Below are 22,588 nucleotides of genomic sequence, written 5' to 3' on the forward strand. Positions count from 1 at the left end.
CAAGGCGCTGTCCGAAGGCAAGGTACGCAGACACGGCGAGGTGGGGCCAATCGTGAACGAGGATGCGAGGTATCGCCAAACGCGATGCCCCGGCGACGTTGCGCCGGCCGGGGCGATGACTGCCGCTCAGGCGCTGGCGAGCAGGGCGTCGGGTTGCTGGTCGACGTGCTGAATGAAGTCGCTGATGCGTTCACGCAACCAGCGGTGCATGGGGTCACCCTCCATGCTGCGGTGCCAGAGCATGAATTCGCGCATCACCGGGATCTTCACCGGTGGCGGCAGGATGCGCAGGGGCAGGTAGCGGGCATACAGCTGCGCCAGGCGCCGGTGCATGGTGGCCACGCGGGGGGTGCCTACCAGCAGCTGCGGCAGGGTGTTGAAGTCGTTGGTAATCACTTCCAGGCGGCGGTTGAAGCCGTACTGGTTCATGAACCAGTCCTCGATGCTCAGGTGCCGGTTACGGCCAAAGCCCACCGAGATATGCCCCATCTGCATGTACTGCTCCAGCGTCAGGCTCTCGCCGACCTGCGGATTGTCGCGCCAGACCACGCACACGTGGTCTTCCTCGAACAACAGCTGCGACGGGTGGCCATCGATGAGGTAACGCTCGGGCACGATCATCATGTCGACTTCGCCGCGCATCAAAAGCTCGGCGCTGTTGTCACCGGGGCTGATCATTTCGAAGGTGATGTGCGGCGCCTGAAGGTGGATTTTCTGGATGACCTGGGCGAACAGCACGCTGATCAGGTAGTCCGAGGTCACCAGGCGCAGGTGCCGTTTGCTGCTCGAGGGGTCGAACACCGGCTTGGCGGTAATCGAGGAGCGGATGGTCAGCAGCACCTCGCGCACCGGCTGGGCCAGCTCCAGTGCATAGGGTGTGGGCTGCATCTTGCGGCCGACCTGCACCAGCAGTTCGTCCTCGAAAAACGTTCTCAAGCGGCCCAGCACCCCGCTGGTGGCCGATTGCGTCATGTGCAGGCGTTCAGCGGCACGGGTGATGTTCTGCTCCTCGAGCAGGACATCCAGTGCGACCAGCAGGTTCAGATCCAGGTGGTGAAAGCGCATGGTGATAGCTCACGGTTCTTGTAGTTATTTTCGCGATACCTTCCCGCCGCATTGCCGATACGTCAAGGCCAATCCGCTGTCCAGCCGAGCCAACGCCAGGCGCCATGGGCTTGCGCACAGGTATCGCGATTACCGATGCCTCGCATCCTGACTCGCGATTGGTCAGCCTGGCCGATCAGCCAGCAATCTGCCCTCCAGTCGAGCGGCCTGCCCGCCGCGCCGACCTGCTACCGGTGACCCTGGCTGGCACCGAACAACAATTTCAATGGAGTGGTAGCCATGAACATTCTTGGACTCGACGCACTGGTATTCGGCGTCGACGATATCCAGGCCTGCGCTGATTGCCTGCGTGATTACGGCCTCACAGCCGTACAACTGGATGCCGACGGTGGCCGTTTCGAAGCGCTCGACGGCACTGCGATCATCATCCGTCACGGCGATGACCCCCACCTGCCGCCGGCGCTGGGCCCGACCCCATCGCTGCGTGAAACCGTTTATGGCGTGGCAGCGACGCAGGACCTTGAGGCCATCGCCGACGAGCTGGGGCGCGACCGCGAGGTGCGCCGTGACGAGCAGGGTGTGCTGCACAGTGTTGACGACCTGGGCTTTGCCATCGCCTTCCAGGTCTCCTGCAGACGCAGCTTCCAGGCGCCGGCCGACCTCACCAACGCTCCCGGTAGCGCGCCGCAGCGCCCACTCAACCAGTTGGGCATCACGCTGGACATGCCAGCGCAGCCGCGCACCTTGTCTCATGTGGTGTACTTCGTGCCCGATGCGGCCAAAGGCGAAGCCTTCTATCGCGACCGCCTGGGCTTCGTCACCACTGACAGCTTCATCGGCGTCGGCCCGTTCATGCGCACCGCTGGCATGGACGATCACCACTGCCTGTTCATGATCCAGACGCCGCCACACATGCAGGGCTGCGAGCATTTCACCTTCCATATGGGCAGCGGCACGGAAGTGCTGCTGGCCGGCAATCGCTTCCAGCAAAAGGGCTGGACCAGTTTCTGGGGTCCGGGCCGTCACCTGCTGGGCTCGAATTGGTTCTGGTATTTCAACAGCCCGCTGGGCTGCCACATCGAGTACGACGCCGACATGGACAAGCATGACGATGAGTGGGCGGCGCGCCAGGCACCGATGTCGGCCGACAACTCGCAGCTGTTCCTTTTCGCTTCGCGGGAGAAGTGGGCGCCCGGTGGCCCACCGCCAAAGCAGCCCTGAGCTGTGCCTTGCGTGGCGCTGTGCCCGCTCGCGGAACTGGGCGAGGGCAAGGCACGCGGCTTCGACCCGCAGGGCAGGGGGGCAGACAGCCTGTTCGCCCTGCGGCACCGCGGCGTTGTGCGTGTTTACCGCAACCTGTGTCCGCACCTGCTGGTACCGCTGGAGTACCGCAAGGACCGTTTCCTCAGTGCCGATGGCCAGTGGGTGGTCTGCTACGCCCATGGCGCACGCTTTCTGCCTGACGATGGCACCTGCGTTCACGGCCCTTGCCGTGGCGATGCGCTGCAGGCGCTTGATCACCGCGAGGTGGACGGCTGGCTGGTAGTGCCGCTGCAACAGTTGCACCCCTGAGGTATCGCGCTGCGTGATAGGTCGCATCCCAGGACTCGATTGGTCAAAGCCCGGCGCTGCCGGGAAGCTGTGCCCAAGGCACAGGAAATGCCCGCCGCCCACGCTGCGGCGAACAACAAGAACAAGACGTGAGGGATGCCATGAATACTGTGAGCAACGTACTGATCGTGGGCGGTGGGATTGGCGGGCTGTGCGCCGCCATCGCGCTGCGCCGCAAGGGGATGGCGGTCGACCTGGTCGAACTCAAGACCGAGTGGACCGTCTACGGCGTCGGCATCATCCAGCAGAGCAACGTGGTGCGCGAGATGCACCGCCTGGGGGTGCTCGATGCCTACCTGAGCGCGGCCTACGCCTTCGAGGACGTAGCCATCTACACCACTGAAGGCCACCAGCTGGCGCGTATTCCGGGGCAGCGCCTGGCCGGCCCGCAGTACCCGGCCAACGTCGGTATCTCCCGCCGTGCCTTGCACAAGGTGCTGAGCGAAACCGCCATCGAACTCGGTACCCAAGTGCGCCTGGGCACCTCTGTGGAGAGCTTCGAGCAGGATGCCACTGGCGTGGACGTGCTGTTCAGCGATGGCCGCCAGGGGCGCTATGCGTTGGTGGTCGGTGCCGATGGCCTGTACTCGAAGATCCGTGGTTTGCTGTTCGGTGATGCCTACCAGCCGCAATTCACCGGCCAGTCGGTATGGCGTCACAACTTCCCGCGCGCAGCCGGTATCGACCACCTGGCCAATTACCAGGGCCCCTCGGGCAATGCTGGGCTGGTGCCGCTGGCCGACAACCTGATGTACCTGTTCACCACTTCCCACGAACCGGGCAACCCGTGGATGGACCCGGCCGGGCTTGCTGCTGGCCTGCGCCAGCGCCTGGCGGGGTTTGGCGGGTTGATCGGTGAGCTGCGCGAACAGATCCGTGACAGCGCAGAGGTCGTCTACAAGCCACTGGAGGCGGTGTTCGTCGACGAGCCCTGGTACCGCGGCCGCGTGCTGCTGATTGGCGATGCGGCCCATGCCACCACACCGCACCTGGGGCAGGGTGCGGGCATGGCCATCGAAGATGCCGTGGTGCTGGCCGAAGCGCTGACCGCCGGCGGCAGCCTGGACGAGCAGTTGCAGTGCTTCATGGGCCGCCGTTTCGAGCGCTGCAAGTTCATCAGCGACATGTCGCTGCTGGCGGGCGAGAAAGAGGTCCAGCGTGACCCGTCCTTTGACCGCATCGGCCTGGTCAAGCAGATGCTGGAGGTCACGGCCCGGCCGATCTGATACCTGTGCCCGGCGCACCCTGCCTTGCTGGCGCGCCGCGACGCATGCCAACACCGACACAAGAACAAGAAAGAGGAAACCACGATGTTGACTCGTAAAGGTGCAACCGCCCGGCCGTTGCCGCCGCTCAAACCCCTCACCCTGGCGATTTTCGCGCTGGCGGCCAGCCAGGCCCAGGCGCTGCAATTCGATACTGGCAACCCGGACCTGAGGGTACGCTGGGACAATACCCTCAAGTACAGCGCCGCCTGGCGCACCCAGGATGCCAGCAGCAAACTCACCGAGGGGCAGACGGCACTGAACCTGGATGATGGTGACCGCAACTTCGACAAAGGCCTGATTTCCAACCGCCTGGACCTGCTGTCAGAGCTGGATGTGACCTACGGCAACGTCGGCGCCCGGGTCAGTGGCGCGGCCTGGTATGACGATGTCTACAACCAAGGTACCGACAATGGCGACCCCAGCCGCGCCAACAGCTATTCGGTAGATTTCGACGAGTTCACCGATGACACCCGCACCTTGCACGGGCGCAAGGGCGAGCTGCTCGATGCGTTCATCTTTGGCAAGGCCGAGATCGGTGAGCTGCCGGTGTCTGGCCGCCTGGGCCGTTACGCCATGCAGTGGGGCGAGAGCCTGTTCTACGGCATGAACGGCATCGCCGGGGGCATGGCGCCGGTGGATGTGGTCAAGGGCCTGTCGGTGCCCAACACCCAGTTCAAGGAGCTGATCCGCCCGGTGCAGCAGATTTCCGGGCAGTTGCAGCTGACGCCGGATGTTTCCCTGGGCGCCTACTACCAGTTCGAGTGGGAGGCCAACCGCCTGCCGGCAGCCGGTAGCTATTTCTCCAACGACGACTTCTTTGGGGACGGCGCAGAGCGCATGTTCGTTGGCGCGCCGGTGTTCCCTGGTGGCCAGCCACTGGCCTTCTATCATGGCAACGACAAGGAAGCCAAAGACTCGGGGCAGGGCGGTGTGCAGTTGCGTTGGCGCACCGAGACCGTGGACTGGGGGCTCTATGCCATTCGCTTCCACGACAAGTCACCGCAGCTCAACGTACGCCCCGACTTCGCCAACCTCGACCCGGTCAGTGGCAAGGCCGGCGAGTTCTACTGGGTGTACCCCGAGGGCATCGAGGCACTGGGCGCCAGTTTTTCCACCACCCTGGGCAACTTCAACGTCGCGGGCGAGCTTTCCACCCGTTGGAACCAGCCACTGGCCTCGACCAACCAGCATGCACTGGCGACGGGCGAGGTGATCGACAACGACGACAACCCGGTCTACGCCACCGGCCGCACGCTGCATGCCAACGTCTCCTGGCTGGCGAGCCTGGAGCCTAACTTCATTGCCGCCGAGTCTACTTTCCTGGGCGAGATTGCCTGGAACCGGGTGATGAGCGTGAGCAAGAACGCCGACGCCGTCGACCCCAACGCCGACCGTGACGCCACCAGCCTGCGCCTGGTCTTCGAACCGATGTACCGGCAGATCTACCCAGGCCTGGACCTCTCGGTGCCGATCGGGGCGAGCTACACCAACGGTGCCTCCATGGCCTTGGGTACCGGCTTTGGCACCGACCATGGCGGCGACCTGAACATCGGCCTGAAGGGCAACTATCTCAATACCTGGAGCCTTGGCCTGACCTACACGCACTACTACGGCCCCGAAAACACCTTCCTCGATGCCGACAACAACTACACCTTCGAACAGTCGCTCAAAGACCGCGACTTCATCGCCTTCACCGTCAGCCGTACCTTCTGACCGAGGACTACCCGATGAAACACAACAATAAAGTCGTTTCCCTGTTCACTGCCCTGAGTGCCTCGCTGCTGCTCGCCCACGGCGCTTTTGCCGCGGTGTCCCCCGAGCAGGCGGCAACGCTCAAGACGACACTGACCCCATTGGGCGGCGAGCGTGCCGGCAATGCCGACGGCAGTATCCCCGCCTGGACCGGCGGTTACACCCAGGTCGACGCCGCTTACAAGGACGGCGGCAAGCGTGGCGACCCGTTCGCCGCTGACAAGCCGCTGCTGACAATCACTGCGCAGAACATGACGCAGTACGCTGACAAGCTGACCCCAGGCATCCAGGCGATGCTCAAGAAGTACCCCGACAGCTACCGGTTGGACGTGTACCCGACCCACCGCAGCGCTGCCGCACCGCAATCGGTGTATGACGCAACCTTTGCCAACGCCACCAGCGGCAAGTTGGTGGACGGCCCTGCCGGCGCCATGCCCGAAGGCGCCTCCGGGGGCATTCCGTTCCCGATCCCGGGCAATGGCGTAGAAGCCATGTGGAACCACCTGCTGCGCTGGCGCGGGGCCTCGTGGCACGCCAGCTTCAACCAGTACCTGACCACCGCCGACGGCAAGCACGTGCTGACCAACGATTCGCGCGCCGATTTGCAGATGCCCTGGTATCTGCCTGGGGGCAGTGGTGACAAAGGTGTGTTCTGGTCCATCCGCATGACCAACGATGGGCCGCCATTGCGGGCGGGCGAGGCCATCACCGGCCTTGAAAACCTCAATGCCGATAAAGCGGCGGTGTGGACCTACCTGCCTGGTCAGCGCCGCGTGCGCCGCCTGCCCAATGCCTGCTGCGACACGCCGACCCCAGCTACAGCGGGGGTGATGAGTTTCGACGAACTGTACGTGTTCAACGGCCGCCTGGACCGCTTCGACTGGAAGCTGGTGGGCAAGAAAGAGATGTACATCCCCTACAACGCCAACAAGGTGTTTACCGCCGCCAACGCCGAAGCGCTGCTCGACCCGCATCACCTCAAGCCACAAGCCATCCGCTGGGAACTGCATCGGGTGTGGGTGGTGGAGGCGACGCTCAAGGAGGGCCAGCGTCACGTGATGCCCAAGAGCACCTACTACCTCGATGAAGACACCTGGGCGGCGGTGCTGGGTGAGCGATACGACGCACGCAACCAGTTGGCCAAAGTGGTCTGGACCTCGCCGGTGGTACTGCCTGACCTGCCTGGCGTGGTGACCCTGACCAACGGCTTCTATGACCTGCTGTCCGGCGCGTGGTTTGCCGGCGATCTGTTTGCCGGCAAGCAGGAGCAGTACCGCATCGTGCCGCCCTACAAGGACTCGGTATTCACCGCCGATGCCATGGCGGGTGAGGGCGTGCGCTGAGCAGGCGCATTGCACCTGGGCTGTATCGACTACAAGAACAAAAGGTTGCGTGCGATGAACAAGATGCTCCATGGCTGGCTGCTGGCCGCCTGTTGCGCGCTGCCCCCGGCCTACGCCGGCGGTAGCGTGGATGTGCTCTCGCAGCCCGCAGTGCAGGGCCCCCAGGCCTTGCGAGCGGTGTTGCAGGATGTGGCCCGTGCCGGCACGCGCCTGGTGTCGGTGGGCGAGCGTGGCGTGGTGCTGCTCTCGGATGACAACGGCAAGGCCTGGCGCCAGGCCAAGACCGTGCCGGTGAGTGTCAGCCTGACCGCGGTGCAGTTCGTCGACGAGCGCAACGGCTGGGCGGTTGGCCACGCCGGCGTAGTGCTGCGCAGCGAGGATGGCGGCGAGCACTGGACTTTGCAGCTCGACGGCAAGCGCGCCGCTGCGCTGGAGTTGCAGGCAGCCGAGGCATCTGCTGATGAGCGCCGTTTGGCCGCGGCACAACGGCTGCTGGCCGACGGTGCCGACAAGCCGTTGCTGGCGCTGAGCTTTGCCGATGCGCAGCACGGCCTGGTCGTGGGCGCCTACGGCCTGGCCATGATCACGGCCGACGGCGGGCGCAGCTGGCAGTCCGGCATGGGCCTGTTGCCCAACCGCCGCGGCCTGCACCTGTATGCCTTGGCACGTCAGGGCGCTGACGTGTATGTCGCCGGCGAACAGGGCCTGCTGCTGCGTTCGCGCGATGCCGGTGCTCATTTCGAGGCTTTGCAAGGCCCTTATGACGGGAGCTACTTCGCTGCCAGCGTGCTGCCCAACGGGCGGCTGCTGGTCGGCGGGTTGCGCGGTTCGTTGTTTGCCTCCGATGACGGCGGTGCCAGTTTCCAGGCGTTGGCCAACCCGATTCCTGCTTCGCTCAACGGCATCCGCGTCGCCGGTGATCACGTGTTGCTGGCCAACCAGGCCGGGATGCTGCTGCGCAGCAGCCTCAGCGACTTTGCCGCGCATCCCTTGCCGGTCTCCGATGGCCTGCCACTGACTGCCGCCACCACTGCCGCCGACGGTTCCATCGTCGCCGTCGGCATGGCCGGTGCACGCCGCCTGGCACCTTCTTCTTCCTCTTCCACGAAGGACTGAGCCATGCATGCCATGAATCCGCCCGCGCCTTGCAGCGGCCGTCTCGATGACTTCGACAACATGTCCGGGTCGCTGCTGGAGCGTGCACTGTTCAACCACCGGGCGCTGGTCCTGCTGTTGTGCCTGGCCGCGACCTTGCTGCTTGGCTGGCAGGCCACGCGCCTGACGCTCAACGCCAGCTTCGAGAAGACGATTGCGCGCGATCACCCATTCGTCCACAACTACCTGGAACACCGCCAGGAACTTGCCGGCCTGGGCAACGCGGTGCGCATCGCCGTGGCCAACCCCAGTGGCAGCATCTACGACAAGGACTATCTGCACAGCCTGCAGCAGCTCAACGACGCGGTGTACCTGCTGCCGGGCGTCGACCGTGCGGCGATGAAGTCGCTTTGGACCCCCTCCACCCGCTGGGCCGGGGTGACCGAGGAGGGCCTGGAAGGCGGCCCGGTGATCCCCGACGGCTATGACGGCGGCCTCGCGAGCCTCGAAGCGCTCAAGCGCAACGTCGAACGCTCCAACGAGATCGGCCAGTTGGTGGCCTTCGACCAGCGTTCGAGCATCGTCTACGTGCCGCTGCTGGAAACGACGCCGGACGGCAAGGCGCTTGACTACACCGCCTTCGCCAGCGAACTGGAAACCCTGCGTGAACGCTTCCAGCAGCAGGGTGTGCAGATTCACATCACCGGCTTCGCCAAGGTGGTGGGCGATCTGATCGATGGGCTGAGGCAGATCCTGCTGTTCTTCGCCGCCGCCATCGCCATCACGGCTGTCGTGCTCTATTGGTACACCCGATGTGCGCGCAGTACGGCGCTGGTGGTGACCTGCTCACTGGTGGCAGTGATCTGGCAAATGGGCCTGCTGCCGGTGCTGGGATACGAACTGGACCCGTACTCGGTGCTGGTGCCGTTTCTGGTGTTCGCCATCGGCATGAGCCATGGCGCACAGAAGATGAACGGCATCATGCAGGACATCGGCCGCGGCATGCACCGCCTGGTGGCGGCGCGCTTCACCTTCCGCCGGCTGTTCCTGGCCGGGCTCACTGCGCTGTTGTGTGATGCAGTGGGTTTTGCGGTGCTGATGATCATCCGTATCCAGGTGATCCAGGACCTTGCCGTCATCGCCAGCCTCGGCGTGGCGGTGCTGATCTTCACCAACCTGATCCTGCTGCCGGTGCTGCTTTCCTATGTCGGCGTCAGCGCCCGAGGTGCGCGCCGTAGCCTGCGCGCCGAAGAGGCGGAGGCAAGCGGGGCGCAGAAGCACGCGATGTGGCGCCTGCTGGACCACTTCACCCGGCGCCGCTGGGCGGCGTGGTGCATTGCACTGGCGGTACTGATGGCCGCTGGCGGATTCGCCGTGAGCCTGCACCTGAAGGTCGGTGACCTGGATGCTGGCGCCCCCGAGCTGCGTGCGGACTCGCGTTACAACCGCGACAACGCCTTCATCACCGAGCATTACGGTGCCAGCAGTGACGTGTTTGCGGTGATGGTGCGCACGCCAGCCGGCGGCTGCTCGGCCTACGATACCCTCAAGCGTGTGGACGACCTTGACTGGCAGTTGCGCGGCCTGCCGGGCGTGGACTCGACCAACTCACTGGCGCTGCTCAACCGCAGGGTACTGGTTGGCCTGTCTGAAGGCAGCCCGAAGTGGTACGAGCTGGTGAACAACCAGGCGACCCTGAACATGGTCACCGCCAACGCCCCGCGCGGGCTGTACAACGATGACTGCAGCCTGCTCACGCTCTATGCCTACCTCACTGACCACAAGGCCGACACGCTTGCGCGGGTGGTGGACAGCGTGCAGACCTTTGCCCGCGACAACGACAGCGAACAGGCCACCTTCCTGCTCGCTGCCGGCAGCGCCGGCATCGAGGCCGCCACCAACCAGGTGGTGAAACAGGCCAACCGCGACATGCTCTGGTGGGTTTACGGGGCCGTCATCCTGCTTTGCCTGGTGACCTTCCGCTCCTGGCGTGCGGTGCTTTGCGCGGTGTTGCCGCTGGTGCTCACCTCGATCCTTTGCGAAGCGTTGATGGTGGCGTTGGGCATCGGCGTGAAGGTGGCGACCTTGCCTGTGATCGCGCTCGGCGTCGGCATCGGAGTGGACTACGCGCTCTATGTGATGAGCATCGTGCTGGCCCAGCTGCGACAGGGGGCGAGCCTTTCCCAGGCGTATTACCGCGCGCTGCTGTTCACCGGCAAGGTGGTGATGCTGACTGGCGTGACCCTGGCCATTGCGGTGGGCACCTGGATCTTCTCGCCGATCAAGTTCCAGGCAGACATGGGCGTGCTGCTGGCCTTCATGTTCGTGTGGAACATGGTCGGGGCACTGGTCCTGCTGCCGGCACTGGCCTACTTCCTGCTGCCGCAAGGCCAGGTGCGTTCGCAGGCGGATCCGGTGTTGCCTGCTCGTGAGCCTTTGTCGCAACAGTGCCTGGCAGGCGCTGAACTCACCCCGCGCCAGGCGAAGCTTCATTCGCTGGAGGAGGTGAGCCATGGCCGCTGAACGTATCGCCGGCAGTGTTCAGGCGCTGCTATTGCTGTTCGGCAGCTGCCTGCCGGTGCTGGGGGCAGTGCTGATCGCGCCTGTGCTGCCACGCATGCAGATGCATTTCACCGAGACGCCCGGCGTCGCGGTGCTGGTACCGGTCGTGCTGACGCTGCCTGCGCTGGTGATTGCGTTGGCGGCACCATGGGCCGGGATGCTGGCGGACCGTGTCGGCCGACGGGCTTTGCTGCTCGCCAGCATGCTGCTTTACAGCGTCTGCGGGGTGCTGCCGCTGTGGCTGGATTCACTTGGCCTGATCATCGCCAGCCGCGCCGGCATTGGCCTGGCCGAAGCCGGGATCATGACCTGCTGCACCACATTGATGGGTGACTACTTCGATGGCCAGCGCCGGGAGCGCCTGTTTGCCCTGCAAATGGTCGCCACTTCGCTGTCAGCCGCCCTGTTCATGGGGCTGGGCGGGGCACTGGGCGAGAACAGCTGGCGTACGCCGTTCGCGCTGTATGCAGTCGGCGTGTTGTGCCTGCCGCTGATGGCCTTGCTGTTGTGGGAACCTCAGGCCCGCCGTGTCGAACCTCAACACGCCCAGGCTTCACGCTTTCCCTGGGCCGCCTTGGCGCCGATCTACCTGCTGACCGGCCTGGCAGGTGTGAGCCTGTTCATCGTACCGGTGCAGGTTGGTTACCTGCTGCAACTGCTGCAGGTGGATGCGCCCCAGCAGGTGGGCCTGACCATGGGCGCCAACCAGCTCGGCGTGCTGGCCGGCGCACTGGCCTTCCGTTTGCTGGCCCGCCAGCCTGCTGGCCGCCTGCTGGCGCTGGGGTTTGCCACGGCGGGGCTTGGCGGCGGGCTGATGGCGCTTTCCACCAGCCACGCAATGGTGGTGTTGGCCGTACTGGTCAATGGCCTGGGCGTGGGCCTGTTGCTGCCCACCCTGATCAGCCAGGTCATGCAGCACGTCGGTTTCGACCAGCGCGGCCGGGCCACGGGCGGCTTCACCGCAGCGATTTTCGCCGGTGAATTCATCAGCCCTTTGCTGGTGCTTGCGCTGACCGGCGGCGCGGCGCCGCATCTGCCCCAGGCGCTGCTACTGGTTGCCCTCAGCCAACTGATCCTGGCGCCGCTGTGCCTGCTGCTGTTGCGTCGCGCCCGCGCGGCGGGCGCAGTGGGGGCGCTGTGAACGATCAGCTTTCCAACACAGGCCCAGGTGCCGCCCCTGGCACCGGCCACGGTAATTGACAGGAGACAGCATGCAGTCACTTGCAACCTTCAAACGCGTCGTCACCGGCCACGACTCCCAAGGGCAGGCGGTGGTGGCCAGTTGTGGCCCTACGGCGCATGACTTTGCGCTCAAGGCGGTGCCTGGCACGGTGTTCTACGAAGTGTGGAACAGTGCCGGCAGCCCGGCGCTGCTGGATAACGGCGACGACCCGACCGCCCGGCCCCTGCAATTGAGCCCCGGCCCGTTGGGCAGTGTGATCCGCGTGGTGGATATCCCGCCGGACAGCCTGCAGAACCAGGTCAGCGCTGAGCAGGCGGCGGCCGCCTTCGCCGAAATCGGCGAAGCGCATGCCGGCACGGGCAACGCTGATTCAAAGCACAAACTGATGCACCGCACAGAAACCCTGGATTACGGGATCGTCACTGAAGGTGAGGTGTGGCTGGTGCTGGACGGCGACGAGGTACACCTCAAGCGGGGTGACATCGTCGTGCAGCGCGGCACCAATCATGCCTGGAGCAACCGCACCGCGCAGATGGCCCGCATGGTATTCATCCTGCTTGACGGTCGTTACGCCGAGCAGCTCAAGGAGGTGCTGCCATGAAGCTCGCCACACTCAATGACGGTAGCCGCGCTGGCCGCCTGCTGGTGGTTGCCCGCAACCTGGAGCGGGCGGTGGAGGCCAGCAGCATCGCCGCTACGCTGCAGGCTGCCCTGGACGACTGGGCGCAGGTCGAGGGCGACCTGCAGCAATTGTATGAGCAGCTCAACGCCGGGCAGGCCCCGGGTGCGTTCGACCTTGACCTGGCACTGCTCGCCGCGCCGCTGCCCCAGGCCAGGCAGTGGCTGGACGCTTCATCCTTCCTCAGCCACGGCGAGCTGATGCAGAAGGCCTTCAACCTGGACCCCATCGATGGCGTCGAGCACATACCGTTGATCTATCAGGGGGCCGGCGACGACTTTCTTGGGCCGCGGGCCGACATTCCCTTGCCCAGCGAGGCCCACGGCATCGATTTCGAGGGCGAGTTCGCGGTGCTGGTCGACGACGTGCCCATGGGCTGCCCGCCGGACCGGGCCTTGCAGCATGTGCGTCTGGTGCTGCAACTCAACGACGTCAGCTTGCGCGCACTGGCGCCCAGGGAAATGAAGACCGGCTTCGGCTTTGTCCAGGCCAAGCCCGCCAGCAGCTTTGCTCCGGTGGCGGTTACCCCCGACGAACTCGGCGACGCCTGGCGCGACGGTCGTGTGCACCTGCCGCTGAACGTGGAGTGGAAAGGCGAGTGGTTCGGCCACCCCCATGGCGGAGCCATGCATTTCGGGTTCCACCAACTGATCGCTCACGCGGCGCTGACCCGGCGCCTTAGCGCCGGCACCTTGATCGGCTCGGGTACCGTGTCCAACGCGGACCGTTCCGTAGGGTCGGCGTGCATCGCTGAGCGCCGTGCCATTGAAACCATCGCCCACGGTGCACCGCGCACGGCCTTCATGCGCTTCGGCGACCGCGTGCGGATGGAGGCACGGGATACCTCAGGCGAGGTGCTGTTCGGCGCCATCGAGCAGCGTGTGGTGCCGGGAGGTTGGCAATGCGCGTGATGGTCAGCGGGGCCAATGGCTTCCTCGGTCGCCAGCTGGTAAGGCGCCTGCTGGAGGCGGGGACGCTGCGCGGGCAGCGCATCCAGGCATTGCTGGTGCTGGACCAGCAACTGGACGGGTTGCCCGACGATGCGCGGCTACGGCGCCATTACGGCAGTGTCACCGACCCTGCCTTGTTGCGCCGGGCGCTGGCCGATGGTGTGGATGTGGTGTTCCACCTGGCCAGTCTGCCCGGGGGCGCCGCAGAGGCGCAGTACGAGCTGGGTTACCAGGTGAATCTGCAGGGCAGCCTGGAGCTGCTCGACCAGTTGCGCAATGCCCGGCGACCGCCAGTGCTGGTGTACGCCAGCAGCGTTGCGGTGTATGGCGGCGATCTGCCCCAGCGCATGGATGAAGACCAGCCGGCCTCGCCGCAACTGTCCTATGCGGCCCACAAACGCATGGTGGAAATCGCACTGCAGGACCTGGCGCGGCGCGGCGAGGTGGACGGCCGCGCGCTGCGCCTGCCCGGCATCGTCGCCCGCCCGCGCGAGCCGAACGGGCTGCGCTCGGCGTTCATGAGCGACTTGTTGCACGCCTATGCGGCCGGCGAACCCTATACCTGCCCGGTCTCGGCTCAAGCAAGCGCCTGGTGGATGTCGGCGCGCTGTTGCGTGGACAACCTGCTGCATGCCGCCGAACTGCAAGACCCGGGCTACGGGCGGATCTGGCAGTTGCCCGTGCTGCACTTGTCGATCGCCCAGGTGCTTGCCGGGCTGCAGGCCTGCCTTGGCGACGAGAACCATGCATGCATCAGCTTCGCTCCCGAGCCACAGCTCGAAGCGCTGTTCGGTCGTTATCCACCCTTGCGCACAACCCAGGCCCGCAAGCTGGGCTTCTGCCATGACGGCTCAGTGCTTGGCCTGCTGCGCAACGCCCTTGATCTGCCACCGCGCCGCAGCATTGCGGCAACCCGTAAAGGAATGTGTGCATGAACGTGAACAAGCGTCGCTTGCTGGACCTTTCTGTAACCCTGGACAACAACCCTTACACTGACCCACCGCCTTTGCTGCCAAAGATCGACTACATGGACCACCAGCAGGGCTGGCCGGAAATGGCCGCGATGTTCCCTGGCCTGCGCAAGGAAGACCTGCCGGGCGATGAGTCGTGGGCAGCTGAACGGCTGCAGATCACCACCCACAGCGGTACGCACATGGATGCGCCCTGGCATTATGCGTCCACCACCAATGGCGGCGAGCGGGCGTTCGGCATCGATGAGCTGCCTTTGGAGTGGTGCCTGCAGCCGGGTGTGAAGCTGGATTTTCGCCACTTGCCGGACGGCCACGTGGTGACGGCGGCGCAGGTGGAGGCCGAACTGGCTCGCATCGGCCATCAACTGCAGCCGCTGGACATCGTGCTGGTCAATACCCGCGCAGGCAGCCTGTTTGGCCAGCCCGGCTACCTCGAAGCCGGGGTTGGCATGGGCCGCGAAGCGACGCTTTACCTGTTGGAGCGGGGGGTAAGGGTGGTCGGCACCGATGCCTGGAGCTGGGATGCACCGTTCAAGTACACCCGTGAACGTTTCAGCGCCACGGGCGATGCGTCGATCATCTGGGAAGGCCACAAGGCTGGCCGCGACATCGGGTATGGGCAGATGGAGAAACTGGCCAACCTGGAGCAGCTTCCGGCCTATGGCTTCATGGTCAGTTGCTTCCCCTACAAGATCCGCCAGGCATCCGCCGGGTTCGTTCGGGCAGTGGCCATCTTCGATTAGCAAGGCTGGCGGCCAGCCGCCGAGCTGGCCGCCCATCCCGGCACAACGATGGCGAGGTGAACTTTATCGGGCGTCCAGGCTTCCTCTGTTACAGCAGCCGTTGCCCCGGTGGGGCAGCCAGCGCTGCATCACGCCAAAGGTTGAGGAGGGGCAATGAAGACGCAAACCACGCTAGCGCCCGAAAAAGCAGGCCAGGCAAAAGGCCAAGGTGAAGTAGAACGGGACAACGATGCCCGTCGGCCAGACGGCTCAAGCGGTACGGCGCATGATTCCACCGCGCAACAAACCGCGCGAGGCAAGGGGCCGCACTCGTCCGAACACGCCGACACCGAGGATGACCTGGGCTTTGACCCGGACTCACCGGATCTGGACGACCCGCAGGTCGATCCCCAAGGGCCGGCCAAGCCGCCCAGGGATGTGGAGAAAAAGGCAACATGATCGAGGCCGTGAGCGCGGATGTGCTGGGTGATGCTCAGCGCACCCGCTCACGGCTTTGTACCGAAAGCTCCAGGGCTTTTTGCATGTCCAGCCGCGCAGAACGCCCCACGTCCCGGTCATGCAACTGAAAGTTGCGCTCGGAGGGCAGGATCGGTGCGGTGAGGTCTTCGGCGTCCTCTCGCTCGAAGTCGTGATTGCCGCCAATGGTCATGGCGCTACGGCGCAGCAGCATGCGCAGCTGCTCGGGCTGCAACTGCGGGTTGATCGACAGCATCGCGGCCACAAGGCCTGTGACCATCGGGGTGGCATAGGACGTGCCGCAATGCACCGCGCCGGGCTGGCCTGCCTGGCGGGTCGAGGCGTGGGCGCAGGCTGCGGCGGTGATGTCGACGCGCATGTCTACATTCGAGGTGCTGCGCTTGACGGCGTAGTTCGGTGACTCGACAGGGACAGAAGCCTGCCCGCTACGTTGATGGCCGCCCACCACGAGCAGTTGTTCGGTGATGAAGGAGGAGGGCAGGCGATACTCGTCGGTGCCCGAGAACGAGGCGCCGTTGCCGGCCGAGTTGACCACGACCACATCCGGATGGGCCTTGCGCAGCCAGAGAAAGAACTCCTCGAGCAGCTCTTCATAGCCGCCCATGGCAATCCCGGAGCGCAGCAGGGAATCCACCTCATCGCCTTGCACGTTGCGCGCACCGACGCGGTGAATACCCCAGCTCCAGTTGAGTACGCGCACGCCGTCCTCGACCAGGTTCACCGATGCGGCGATGTTGGCGGTGATACCGGCATCGGAGTTGCGTTCGACAATCACCTCGAAACCACCTGCCGCCTTGTCCAGCCCCCGCAGGAAGCCGGTGTTGCCCCCGTCATCCCAGCCGGCGGCGAGAATGCCGGCGACGGTTGTGCCGTGGTTGTCCGGCTTGCTGGCATCCTGGGCATACACGCAGGTGCGGTGCCCGTCGCAGGCGCCCAGGTAATCGGCGAAATCTGCGGTATCGAAGTCGACATTGCGTTCGATCACCCCGACCCGAACCGGGGTGGGCAGCACCGGCACCTGGCGGCCCGGGATGCGCCGCTGGTAGTAGTGCACCGCATCGACGAAGCGGTTGGCAGCCCATTCGTCCGACCCTTGCGCAGGCTTGCTGGCCCCCGGTGCCTCAGTGGGGGCGTGTTCTGCCTCTTCGGCCGCCGATTCCTCCACCACCACCGCATCCACGCTGGTTTCACCGCCCAGGCGCAATACCAGCGCGTCACGCTGCACCAGGTCCTGGGCGGGCAGGCGCAACTGATACAGGTTCAGAGGAGCGATGCTGCCCACCACCTTGGCCCCGTATTTGCGCGCCAAACGTTCGGCTTCCTGGCGGCCGTCGTGGTCCTCTTCTATCAGCACGCTGACCAGATCGACATAGGTGGTCAGGCCATCCATGTTCCTGGCCACTTCCTTGGGCCCTGCGGCCAGCACATGGTTGTTGCGCAGGGTAAGCCAGGCGGCATTGCTGGCACGCGGGCCGTCCTGCAACCACAGCGGGCCGCTTTGCACGGCCGTGCCGTCCAGTTGCAGGCGCAAGGTATCCCCCTGGCGCTGGACACGCTCCGGGGCCACTGCCTTGCCGCTGAGCAGCAGCTGCGGCGTGGCCTGGCCAAGCCCTTGCACGCGCAGGCACCAGGTTTGCTGCTGGTTGTCCATCAAGTCGCCGCAGCGTTTGAGCTGTTGCAGGCGCAACGGCTGCTCGGCGAGCGCAGCGGTGCTGACAGCCAGCGCCAGGGCAAGGGCAATCCGTGAATGGCCCATGGCTTACTCCATGGCCTCGGCCACGCCCTGATCCTCACCCAGGAAACCACCGCTCTGGTGCTGCCACAGCCTGGCATAGGTGCCGTTCCTGGCGAGCAGTTCGCTGTGGGTTCCCTGTTCTATGATGCGCCCCTCGTCCATGACGATAAGCCGGTCCATGGCGGCGATCGTCGACAGCCGGTGGGCGATGGCGATAACCGTCTTGCCTTCCATCATTTCATTGAGGCTTTCCTGGATGGCGACCTCGACTTCCGAATCCAGCGCGCTGGTGGCTTCATCGAGCAGCAGGATCGGGGCGTTCTTGAGCATGACCCGGGCGATGGCGATGCGTTGGCGCTGCCCGCCTGAAAGCTTGATGCCGCGTTCACCCACCAAGGTGTCATAGCCGCTGTGGCCTTGCCGGTCGCTGAGCTGCTCGATGAATGCGTCGGCCTGGGCGTTGGCTGCGGCGCGGCGGATCTGTTGCTCGGTCGCATCGGGGCGGCCGTAGGCGATGTTGTCGCGGATGGAACGGTGCAGCAGGGAGGTGTCCTGGGTGACCATGCCGATGGCGCTGCGCAGGCTGTCCTGGGTGACCTTGGCAATGTTCTGCCCATCGATACGGATTTCGCCGCTGTCGACGTCGTAAAAACGCAGCAGCAGGTTGATCAGCGTGGACTTGCCCGCACCGGAACGGCCCACCAGGCCGACCTTTTCGCCTGGGCGAATGTGCAGCGTCAGGCCATCGAGTACCTGACGTTCGCCGTTGTAGTTGAAGCTGACATTGTCGAAGTCCACCGCACCGCCAGTGGTCTTGAGCACCCCGGCGTTCAGTGCATCCTGCACCTTCGGGCCGCGCGTGAGGGTTTCCATGCCATCCTGCACGGTGCCGATGTTCTCGAACAGCGAAGTCATCTGCCACATGATCCAGTGCGACATGCCGTTGACCCGCAGTGCCATGGCGGTAATCGCCGCAACGGCGCCCGTGCCCACTTCGCCCTGGTGCCAGAGCCACAGGGCATAGCCGCCAGCGCCAGCGATCAGGCCGACCACCAGCGCCTGGTTGACGATCTCGAACTGGCTGACCAGGCGCATCTGGCGAAAACCGGTGAGCTTGAAGTCTTCCATGGCCGCCCGCGCAAAGTGCGCTTCACGCTTGGAGTGCGAGAACAGCTTCACCGTAGTGATGTTGGTGTAGGCGTCCGACACTCGCCCGGTCATCGACGAACGCGCGTGGGCCTGCTCCTGCCCCACTTGCCCCAGGCGCGGCACGAAGTACAGCATGGCTAGCCCGAACAACGCGACCCAGGCAATGAAAGGCAGCATCAGCTTGAGGTCGAAGCCGCCGGCCAGGGCGATGATCGCGATGAAATACACGCCGATGCCCGGTGCGATCTCGATGATGGTGAACAACACCTCGCGCACCGCCAGGGCCGTCTGCATCACTTTGGTGGTGACCCGGCCGGAGAACTCGTCAGAGAAGAACGACAGGCTCTGACGCAGCATCAGCCGATGGAAGTCCCATCGCAGCCGCAGCGGCAGGTTGATTGCCAGTACCTGGTGCTGCACCATCGTGCGCAGCGCCACCAGGCCTATGCTGGTCAGCAATACGATGGCGATGCCCCACAACACCCGGGTTTCCTGCCCATCGGCTGCGCCGCCCGCCTGCCAGGCCGAAAGCAGGTCGACGACCTGCCCCAGGAAGGAAAACAGCCAGGCTTCATAGATCGACACCCCGGCGCTGAGCAGCGCAAGGGCGAGCACATAGCCGCGAGCCCCTCGCGTGCAGGCCCACAGGAAGCGCAGCAGGCCAACCGGGGGTGGTGGAGCCTCGTCGGGTGGGAAAGGGTCGAGCCGTCGTTCAAAGGCGCGCAGCATAAAGTCTCCGAATGGGTCAGGTATCGCTCACTTGCGACAGGGGCCTGGCCACGTGTTCAAGTGGCCGTTGTTCTGCCGCCACGCCCCACAGCGCCTGGGCCAGTGCCGCGATGATCATCAACGCCGCGCCGATCAGGTAGCCGTACAGGACATTCAGGCGCTCGCCGGTCTCGATCAGCGCGCCGAACAAGGTCGGGCCGATCAGGCCGCCAAGCCCTGTGCCGAATGCATAGAATACGGCAATGGCCAGCGCGCGGATTTCCAGCGGGAAGGTTTCTGCCACTGTGAGGTAGGCCGAACTGGCGGCTGCCGAGGCAAAAAAGAAAATCACCATCCAGGCAATGGTCTGCTCGGTCACATCGATCAGTTGCTGCTGAAACAGGTAACCGCTGATGGCCAGCAATACCCCGGAAAGCAGGTAGGTCGAGCTGATCATGATGCGCCGCCCGACCACGTCGAACAGCCGGCCTAGCAGCAACGGCCCGCAGAAATTGCCCAAGGCGAACGGCAGGATGTACCAGCCTACCTGGGCAGGCGGCACGTTGTAGAAGTCGGTCAGCACCAGTGCATAGGTGAAAAAGATCGCGTTGTAGAAAAAGGCCTGGGCGCTCAGCAGTGTCAGCCCGACCAGTGCCCGCCGCCGGTGCACCACGAAGAGGCTTTGGAACACCTCGCGCAGTGGCGTGTGATCGCGTGCGCGCAGGCGCAGGGCCGGGCTTTGCAGCGGGGGGATGGGGATGCCGCGCTGGTGGTAATGGCGCTCGATGGCGGCGACGATGCGCTCGGCCTCTTCCGGCTGATTGTGAATCATCAACCAGCGTGGGCTTTCCGGTATCCACAGGCGCATCAGCAGGATCAGCAAGCCGAGTGCCGCGCCAATGCCGAAACACAGCCGCCAGCCCAGTTCGCCGCCCAGCACCGCTGGGTCGAGCAAAACCACTGCGCCCACTGCACCCAACGCTGCACCGATCCAGAACGTACCGTTTATGGTCAGGTCGACCCAGCCGCGGTAGCGCGCCGGGGTGAATTCCTGGATGGTCGAATTGATGGCGGTGTACTCCCCGCCGATGCCGGCCCCGGTGAGCAAGCGAAACAGCAGAAAGCTCCACAGGTCCCAGGCGAACGCCGTGGCAGCCGTTGCGCCGATGTACAGCACCAGCGTGATGAAGAACAGCTTGCGCCGCCCCAGACGGTCGGTTAGCCAGCCGAACAGCAATGCACCCAGTACGGCTCCGGCGATGTAGGCTGCGCCTGCCAGGCCGATCTGGATATTGGTCATTGCCAGCGTCGGGCTGGCCTTGAGGGCGCCCGACACCGAGCCGGCCAAAGTCACCTCAAGGCCGTCGAGCAGCCAGGTGATGCCCAGCGCCATGACCAGCAAGGTGTGAAAACGCGTCCACGGCAGCCGGTCGAGGCGGGCCGGAATGTCGGTGCTGTAGAAGCGCTCCTGCGCAGAAGCGCCGGCTGGTTGCTGCAAGGCGTGGGTCGTCATGGCACGTCCTGTTGGCTGACGGGGCAGGGCTGTTGGGTCAGCGTCTTTCAGAAGAGCCCATAGGCGGATAAAAGTTTGATTCGTTTCGCTCGGGGCAGGCCATCAGCCCAGTTTGGCATGCCACGGTGAACATTTACGGCCCCACGCCCTCAAAATCACAGGGTCTCAAGGTTGTGCCTGCAGCCCGGAATTCCAACCACAGAGGAGTAAATGTCATGCCACGTGGAGACAAGGACAAATACACCGAAAAGCAAAAGCGCAAGGCTGAGCACATAGAAGAAAGCTATGAGCATAAGGGGGTCTCCAAGGATGAGGCCGAGGCTCGCGCATGGGCTACCGTCAACAAGCAGTCCGGAGGTGGCGAGAAAGCTGGGGGCTCAGGCAAGAAGACCACGCCCGGCGAAAAGAGCACCGCGCGTTCTGATTCCGCCAGGCGTGCGGCCAAAACCCGTCAGGGCCATGCCCGCGCATCAGGCTCGTCCCTGCAGACCCAGACCAAGGAAAGCCTGATGAAGGAGGCCCGCAGCAAGGACATCAAGGGGCGCTCCAGCATGACCAAGGCCCAATTGGTCGAAGCCCTGCGCAGGCACGGTTGAAAGCGGCCAGAGCCCAAGTGCCGCTCAGGCCTCCTTGAAGCCCCGCCCCTCGATGCCCTGGCCCAGGGCATCGGCCCCTTGCGGCAGCGCTGTGACCTTGATCGCCCGCACCGGTACCGCGAATTTTGCGCCGATTCTGGAGAACCGTTCGAGCAGGCGGAAGTTGATGGCCTGCTGGATGTCCATGTAGAGGTTGTAGCCTGGGTCCTTGACGATGTAGACGCATTCGAATTCCAGCGCCTCTTTGCCGAAACCGCGCAGGTGGGCGCGGTCGAAACGCGCCTGCTCTTGTGCCTTGATCGCTTCTTCGACAATGGCCGGGGCTTTTTTCACTGCTTCGGTCGGGGTGTCGTAAGACAGGCCGAACTCAAAGACGATGCGCCGCTCCTGCAGGCGCTTGTAGTTCTGGATGGTGCTGCTGATCATGCTGGCGTTGGCCATGACGATCTGCTCACCGCCCAGGCTGCGGATGCGCGTGGTCTTCAGCCCGACCTGTTCGACGGTGCCGGCCAGTGCGCCGATGACGATGAAGTCGCCCACCTCGAACGGCTTGTCCACGGCAATCGCCAGCGAGGCGAACAGGTCGCCGAGGATGTTCTGCACGGCAAGCGCAACGGCAATGCCGCCCACGCCCAGGCTTGCGACGAAGGCGGTGATGTTCACGCCCAGGTTCGACAGCATGGCCAGCAGTACCACCGACCACAGCAGCACCCGTGCGCCCCACCCCGCCAGGGTGGCCAGGGCGCTGCCCTGATTCAGGCCCGCGGTGCTGTGCCGGGCGAAGTAACGGTTAAGGCCCAGGCCGATGGCGCGGTTGACCCACAAGCCGATCTGCAGCGCCGCCACCACGAACCAGAGGCTGCCCACCCGGCTCAGCCAGCGCTCGGGCAGGTCGAGCATGCTCAGGCCTACCAGTACAGAGGCAAGGAACAGCAGGAAGTTGCTGGTGCCGGACAGCACTTTGGCCATTACCTGGCTCAGCGCACCGTCATGCTCGGACCAGCGCTGCACCCGCCTGAGCAAAAAACTGATGGCCGCCCGGGTGGCCAGGAAGGTCAGTGCGGCGACAGCCAGCGCCAGCAGCAGGTTGAGGATGGAAATACCGAACACGGTGGTGTCGGTGAAAAATTCGATGATGCGATCGTTCATGAGCGATTGGCCTCCTGGTTGCCCTTGAGTGAATTCGCA

Annotated in this window: 18 protein-coding genes and 1 pseudogene; 14 read left to right on the top strand and 5 right to left on the bottom strand. The window is 64.7% G+C overall.

Annotated features, from left to right (window positions below):
• Positions 1–126: 126 nt before the first annotated feature.
• Entirely contained in the window at positions 127–1,065 is a 939-nt protein-coding gene (locus ACMGF5_RS19445; protein WP_046785551.1) for a LysR family transcriptional regulator, read from the bottom strand.
• Positions 1,066–1,344: 279 nt separating this feature from the next.
• On the opposite strand from ACMGF5_RS19445, the gene ACMGF5_RS19450 reads away from it, so the two are divergent.
• From ACMGF5_RS19450 to ACMGF5_RS19510, 13 genes and pseudogenes are all read left to right on the top strand, one after another.
• Positions 1,345–2,286, top strand: a complete 942-nt coding sequence (locus tag ACMGF5_RS19450) for a VOC family protein (RefSeq protein WP_237858203.1) — start codon at positions 1,345–1,347, stop codon at positions 2,284–2,286.
• A 12-nt stretch (positions 2,287–2,298) separates the two neighbouring features.
• Complete coding sequence (locus ACMGF5_RS19455) at positions 2,299–2,637, top strand: Rieske (2Fe-2S) protein (RefSeq protein WP_410003545.1); 339 nt, start codon at positions 2,299–2,301, stop codon at positions 2,635–2,637.
• Positions 2,638–2,777: 140 nt separating this feature from the next.
• Positions 2,778–3,902, top strand: coding sequence for an FAD-dependent oxidoreductase (locus tag ACMGF5_RS19460; protein ID WP_046785548.1), 1,125 nt, complete (start codon positions 2,778–2,780; stop codon positions 3,900–3,902).
• A gap of 84 nt (positions 3,903–3,986) precedes the next feature.
• Complete coding sequence (locus ACMGF5_RS19465; protein ID WP_046785547.1) at positions 3,987–5,657, top strand: DUF1302 domain-containing protein; 1,671 nt, start codon at positions 3,987–3,989, stop codon at positions 5,655–5,657.
• A 14-nt stretch (positions 5,658–5,671) separates the two neighbouring features.
• Positions 5,672–7,039 (top strand): DUF1329 domain-containing protein, encoded by a 1,368-nt coding sequence (locus ACMGF5_RS19470; RefSeq protein ID WP_046785546.1) that lies wholly within the window; start codon positions 5,672–5,674, stop codon positions 7,037–7,039.
• A gap of 54 nt (positions 7,040–7,093) precedes the next feature.
• Positions 7,094–8,155: a WD40/YVTN/BNR-like repeat-containing protein gene (locus tag ACMGF5_RS19475; protein WP_414157101.1), complete on the top strand. Its 1,062-nt coding sequence runs from the start codon at positions 7,094–7,096 to the stop codon at positions 8,153–8,155.
• Positions 8,156–8,158: 3 nt separating this feature from the next.
• Positions 8,159–10,657: an efflux RND transporter permease subunit gene (locus tag ACMGF5_RS19480; protein ID WP_115275125.1), complete on the top strand. Its 2,499-nt coding sequence runs from the start codon at positions 8,159–8,161 to the stop codon at positions 10,655–10,657.
• A complete protein-coding gene (locus ACMGF5_RS19485) occupies positions 10,647–11,837 on the top strand; it encodes an MFS transporter (protein WP_174141432.1) in 1,191 nt (396 codons plus the stop codon). Before ACMGF5_RS19480 ends, ACMGF5_RS19485 begins: the two co-directional genes overlap by 11 nt.
• Before the next feature lie 70 nt (positions 11,838–11,907).
• Positions 11,908–12,480: a cupin domain-containing protein gene (locus ACMGF5_RS19490; protein WP_046785541.1), complete on the top strand. Its 573-nt coding sequence runs from the start codon at positions 11,908–11,910 to the stop codon at positions 12,478–12,480.
• A complete protein-coding gene (locus ACMGF5_RS19495; protein WP_414157102.1) occupies positions 12,477–13,469 on the top strand; it encodes a fumarylacetoacetate hydrolase family protein in 993 nt (330 codons plus the stop codon). Before ACMGF5_RS19490 ends, ACMGF5_RS19495 begins: the two co-directional genes overlap by 4 nt.
• Entirely contained in the window at positions 13,460–14,443 is a 984-nt protein-coding gene (locus tag ACMGF5_RS19500) for an NAD-dependent epimerase/dehydratase family protein (protein WP_115275123.1), read from the top strand. Before ACMGF5_RS19495 ends, ACMGF5_RS19500 begins: the two co-directional genes overlap by 10 nt.
• Complete coding sequence (locus tag ACMGF5_RS19505) at positions 14,440–15,222, top strand: cyclase family protein (RefSeq protein WP_115275122.1); 783 nt, start codon at positions 14,440–14,442, stop codon at positions 15,220–15,222. The genes ACMGF5_RS19500 and ACMGF5_RS19505 overlap by 4 nt, the downstream gene beginning before the upstream one ends.
• A 297-nt stretch (positions 15,223–15,519) precedes the next feature.
• A pseudogene (locus tag ACMGF5_RS19510) lies at positions 15,520–15,660 on the top strand (DUF6021 family protein); the annotation flags it as partial.
• A 34-nt stretch (positions 15,661–15,694) separates the two neighbouring features.
• Here ACMGF5_RS19510 and ACMGF5_RS19515 read toward each other — a convergent pair.
• The 3 genes from ACMGF5_RS19515 to ACMGF5_RS19525 are packed head-to-tail and all read right to left on the bottom strand — an operon-like array spanning position 15,695 to position 20,804.
• Positions 15,695–17,455 carry a S8/S53 family peptidase gene (locus ACMGF5_RS19515; protein ID WP_414157103.1) on the bottom strand — a complete coding sequence of 587 codons (1,761 nt, stop codon included), beginning with the start codon at positions 17,453–17,455 and terminating at the stop codon, positions 15,695–15,697.
• A 3-nt stretch (positions 17,456–17,458) separates the two neighbouring features.
• Positions 17,459–19,312, bottom strand: a complete 1,854-nt coding sequence (locus ACMGF5_RS19520) for an ABC transporter ATP-binding protein (RefSeq protein WP_414157104.1) — start codon at positions 19,310–19,312, stop codon at positions 17,459–17,461.
• A 16-nt stretch (positions 19,313–19,328) separates the two neighbouring features.
• Entirely contained in the window at positions 19,329–20,804 is a 1,476-nt protein-coding gene (locus ACMGF5_RS19525; RefSeq protein WP_346640082.1) for an MFS transporter, read from the bottom strand.
• A gap of 215 nt (positions 20,805–21,019) precedes the next feature.
• Here ACMGF5_RS19525 and ACMGF5_RS19530 point away from each other — a divergent pair, with 215 nt between their 5' ends.
• Positions 21,020–21,400: a termination factor Rho gene (locus ACMGF5_RS19530; protein ID WP_119688785.1), complete on the top strand. Its 381-nt coding sequence runs from the start codon at positions 21,020–21,022 to the stop codon at positions 21,398–21,400.
• Between the two features lie 24 nt (positions 21,401–21,424).
• On the opposite strand, the gene ACMGF5_RS19535 is transcribed toward ACMGF5_RS19530, so the two are convergent.
• Positions 21,425–22,549: a mechanosensitive ion channel family protein gene (locus ACMGF5_RS19535; RefSeq protein ID WP_046785533.1), complete on the bottom strand. Its 1,125-nt coding sequence runs from the start codon at positions 22,547–22,549 to the stop codon at positions 21,425–21,427.
• Positions 22,550–22,588 lie beyond the last annotated feature (39 nt).

The organism is Pseudomonas sp. BNK-15 (assembly GCF_047456105.1).
Classification (GTDB): Bacteria; Pseudomonadota; Gammaproteobacteria; order Pseudomonadales; family Pseudomonadaceae; genus Aquipseudomonas; species Aquipseudomonas putida_E.

Coding starts and splice junctions, on each gene's coding strand:
- ACMGF5_RS19445 (WP_046785551.1), bottom strand. CDS start 1,065: ATGCGCTTTCACCACCTGGATCTGAACCTGCTGGTCGCACTGGATGTC.
- ACMGF5_RS19450 (WP_237858203.1), top strand. CDS start 1,345: ATGAACATTCTTGGACTCGACGCACTGGTATTCGGCGTCGACGATATC.
- ACMGF5_RS19460 (WP_046785548.1), top strand. CDS start 2,778: ATGAATACTGTGAGCAACGTACTGATCGTGGGCGGTGGGATTGGCGGG.
- ACMGF5_RS19465 (WP_046785547.1), top strand. CDS start 3,987: ATGTTGACTCGTAAAGGTGCAACCGCCCGGCCGTTGCCGCCGCTCAAA.
- ACMGF5_RS19470 (WP_046785546.1), top strand. CDS start 5,672: ATGAAACACAACAATAAAGTCGTTTCCCTGTTCACTGCCCTGAGTGCC.
- ACMGF5_RS19475 (WP_414157101.1), top strand. CDS start 7,094: ATGAACAAGATGCTCCATGGCTGGCTGCTGGCCGCCTGTTGCGCGCTG.
- ACMGF5_RS19480 (WP_115275125.1), top strand. CDS start 8,159: ATGCATGCCATGAATCCGCCCGCGCCTTGCAGCGGCCGTCTCGATGAC.
- ACMGF5_RS19485 (WP_174141432.1), top strand. CDS start 10,647: ATGGCCGCTGAACGTATCGCCGGCAGTGTTCAGGCGCTGCTATTGCTG.
- ACMGF5_RS19490 (WP_046785541.1), top strand. CDS start 11,908: ATGCAGTCACTTGCAACCTTCAAACGCGTCGTCACCGGCCACGACTCC.
- ACMGF5_RS19495 (WP_414157102.1), top strand. CDS start 12,477: ATGAAGCTCGCCACACTCAATGACGGTAGCCGCGCTGGCCGCCTGCTG.
- ACMGF5_RS19500 (WP_115275123.1), top strand. CDS start 13,460: ATGCGCGTGATGGTCAGCGGGGCCAATGGCTTCCTCGGTCGCCAGCTG.
- ACMGF5_RS19505 (WP_115275122.1), top strand. CDS start 14,440: ATGAACGTGAACAAGCGTCGCTTGCTGGACCTTTCTGTAACCCTGGAC.
- ACMGF5_RS19515 (WP_414157103.1), bottom strand. CDS start 17,455: ATGGGCCATTCACGGATTGCCCTTGCCCTGGCGCTGGCTGTCAGCACC.
- ACMGF5_RS19520 (WP_414157104.1), bottom strand. CDS start 19,312: ATGCTGCGCGCCTTTGAACGACGGCTCGACCCTTTCCCACCCGACGAG.
- ACMGF5_RS19525 (WP_346640082.1), bottom strand. CDS start 20,804: ATGACGACCCACGCCTTGCAGCAACCAGCCGGCGCTTCTGCGCAGGAG.
- ACMGF5_RS19530 (WP_119688785.1), top strand. CDS start 21,020: ATGCCACGTGGAGACAAGGACAAATACACCGAAAAGCAAAAGCGCAAG.
- ACMGF5_RS19535 (WP_046785533.1), bottom strand. CDS start 22,549: ATGAACGATCGCATCATCGAATTTTTCACCGACACCACCGTGTTCGGT.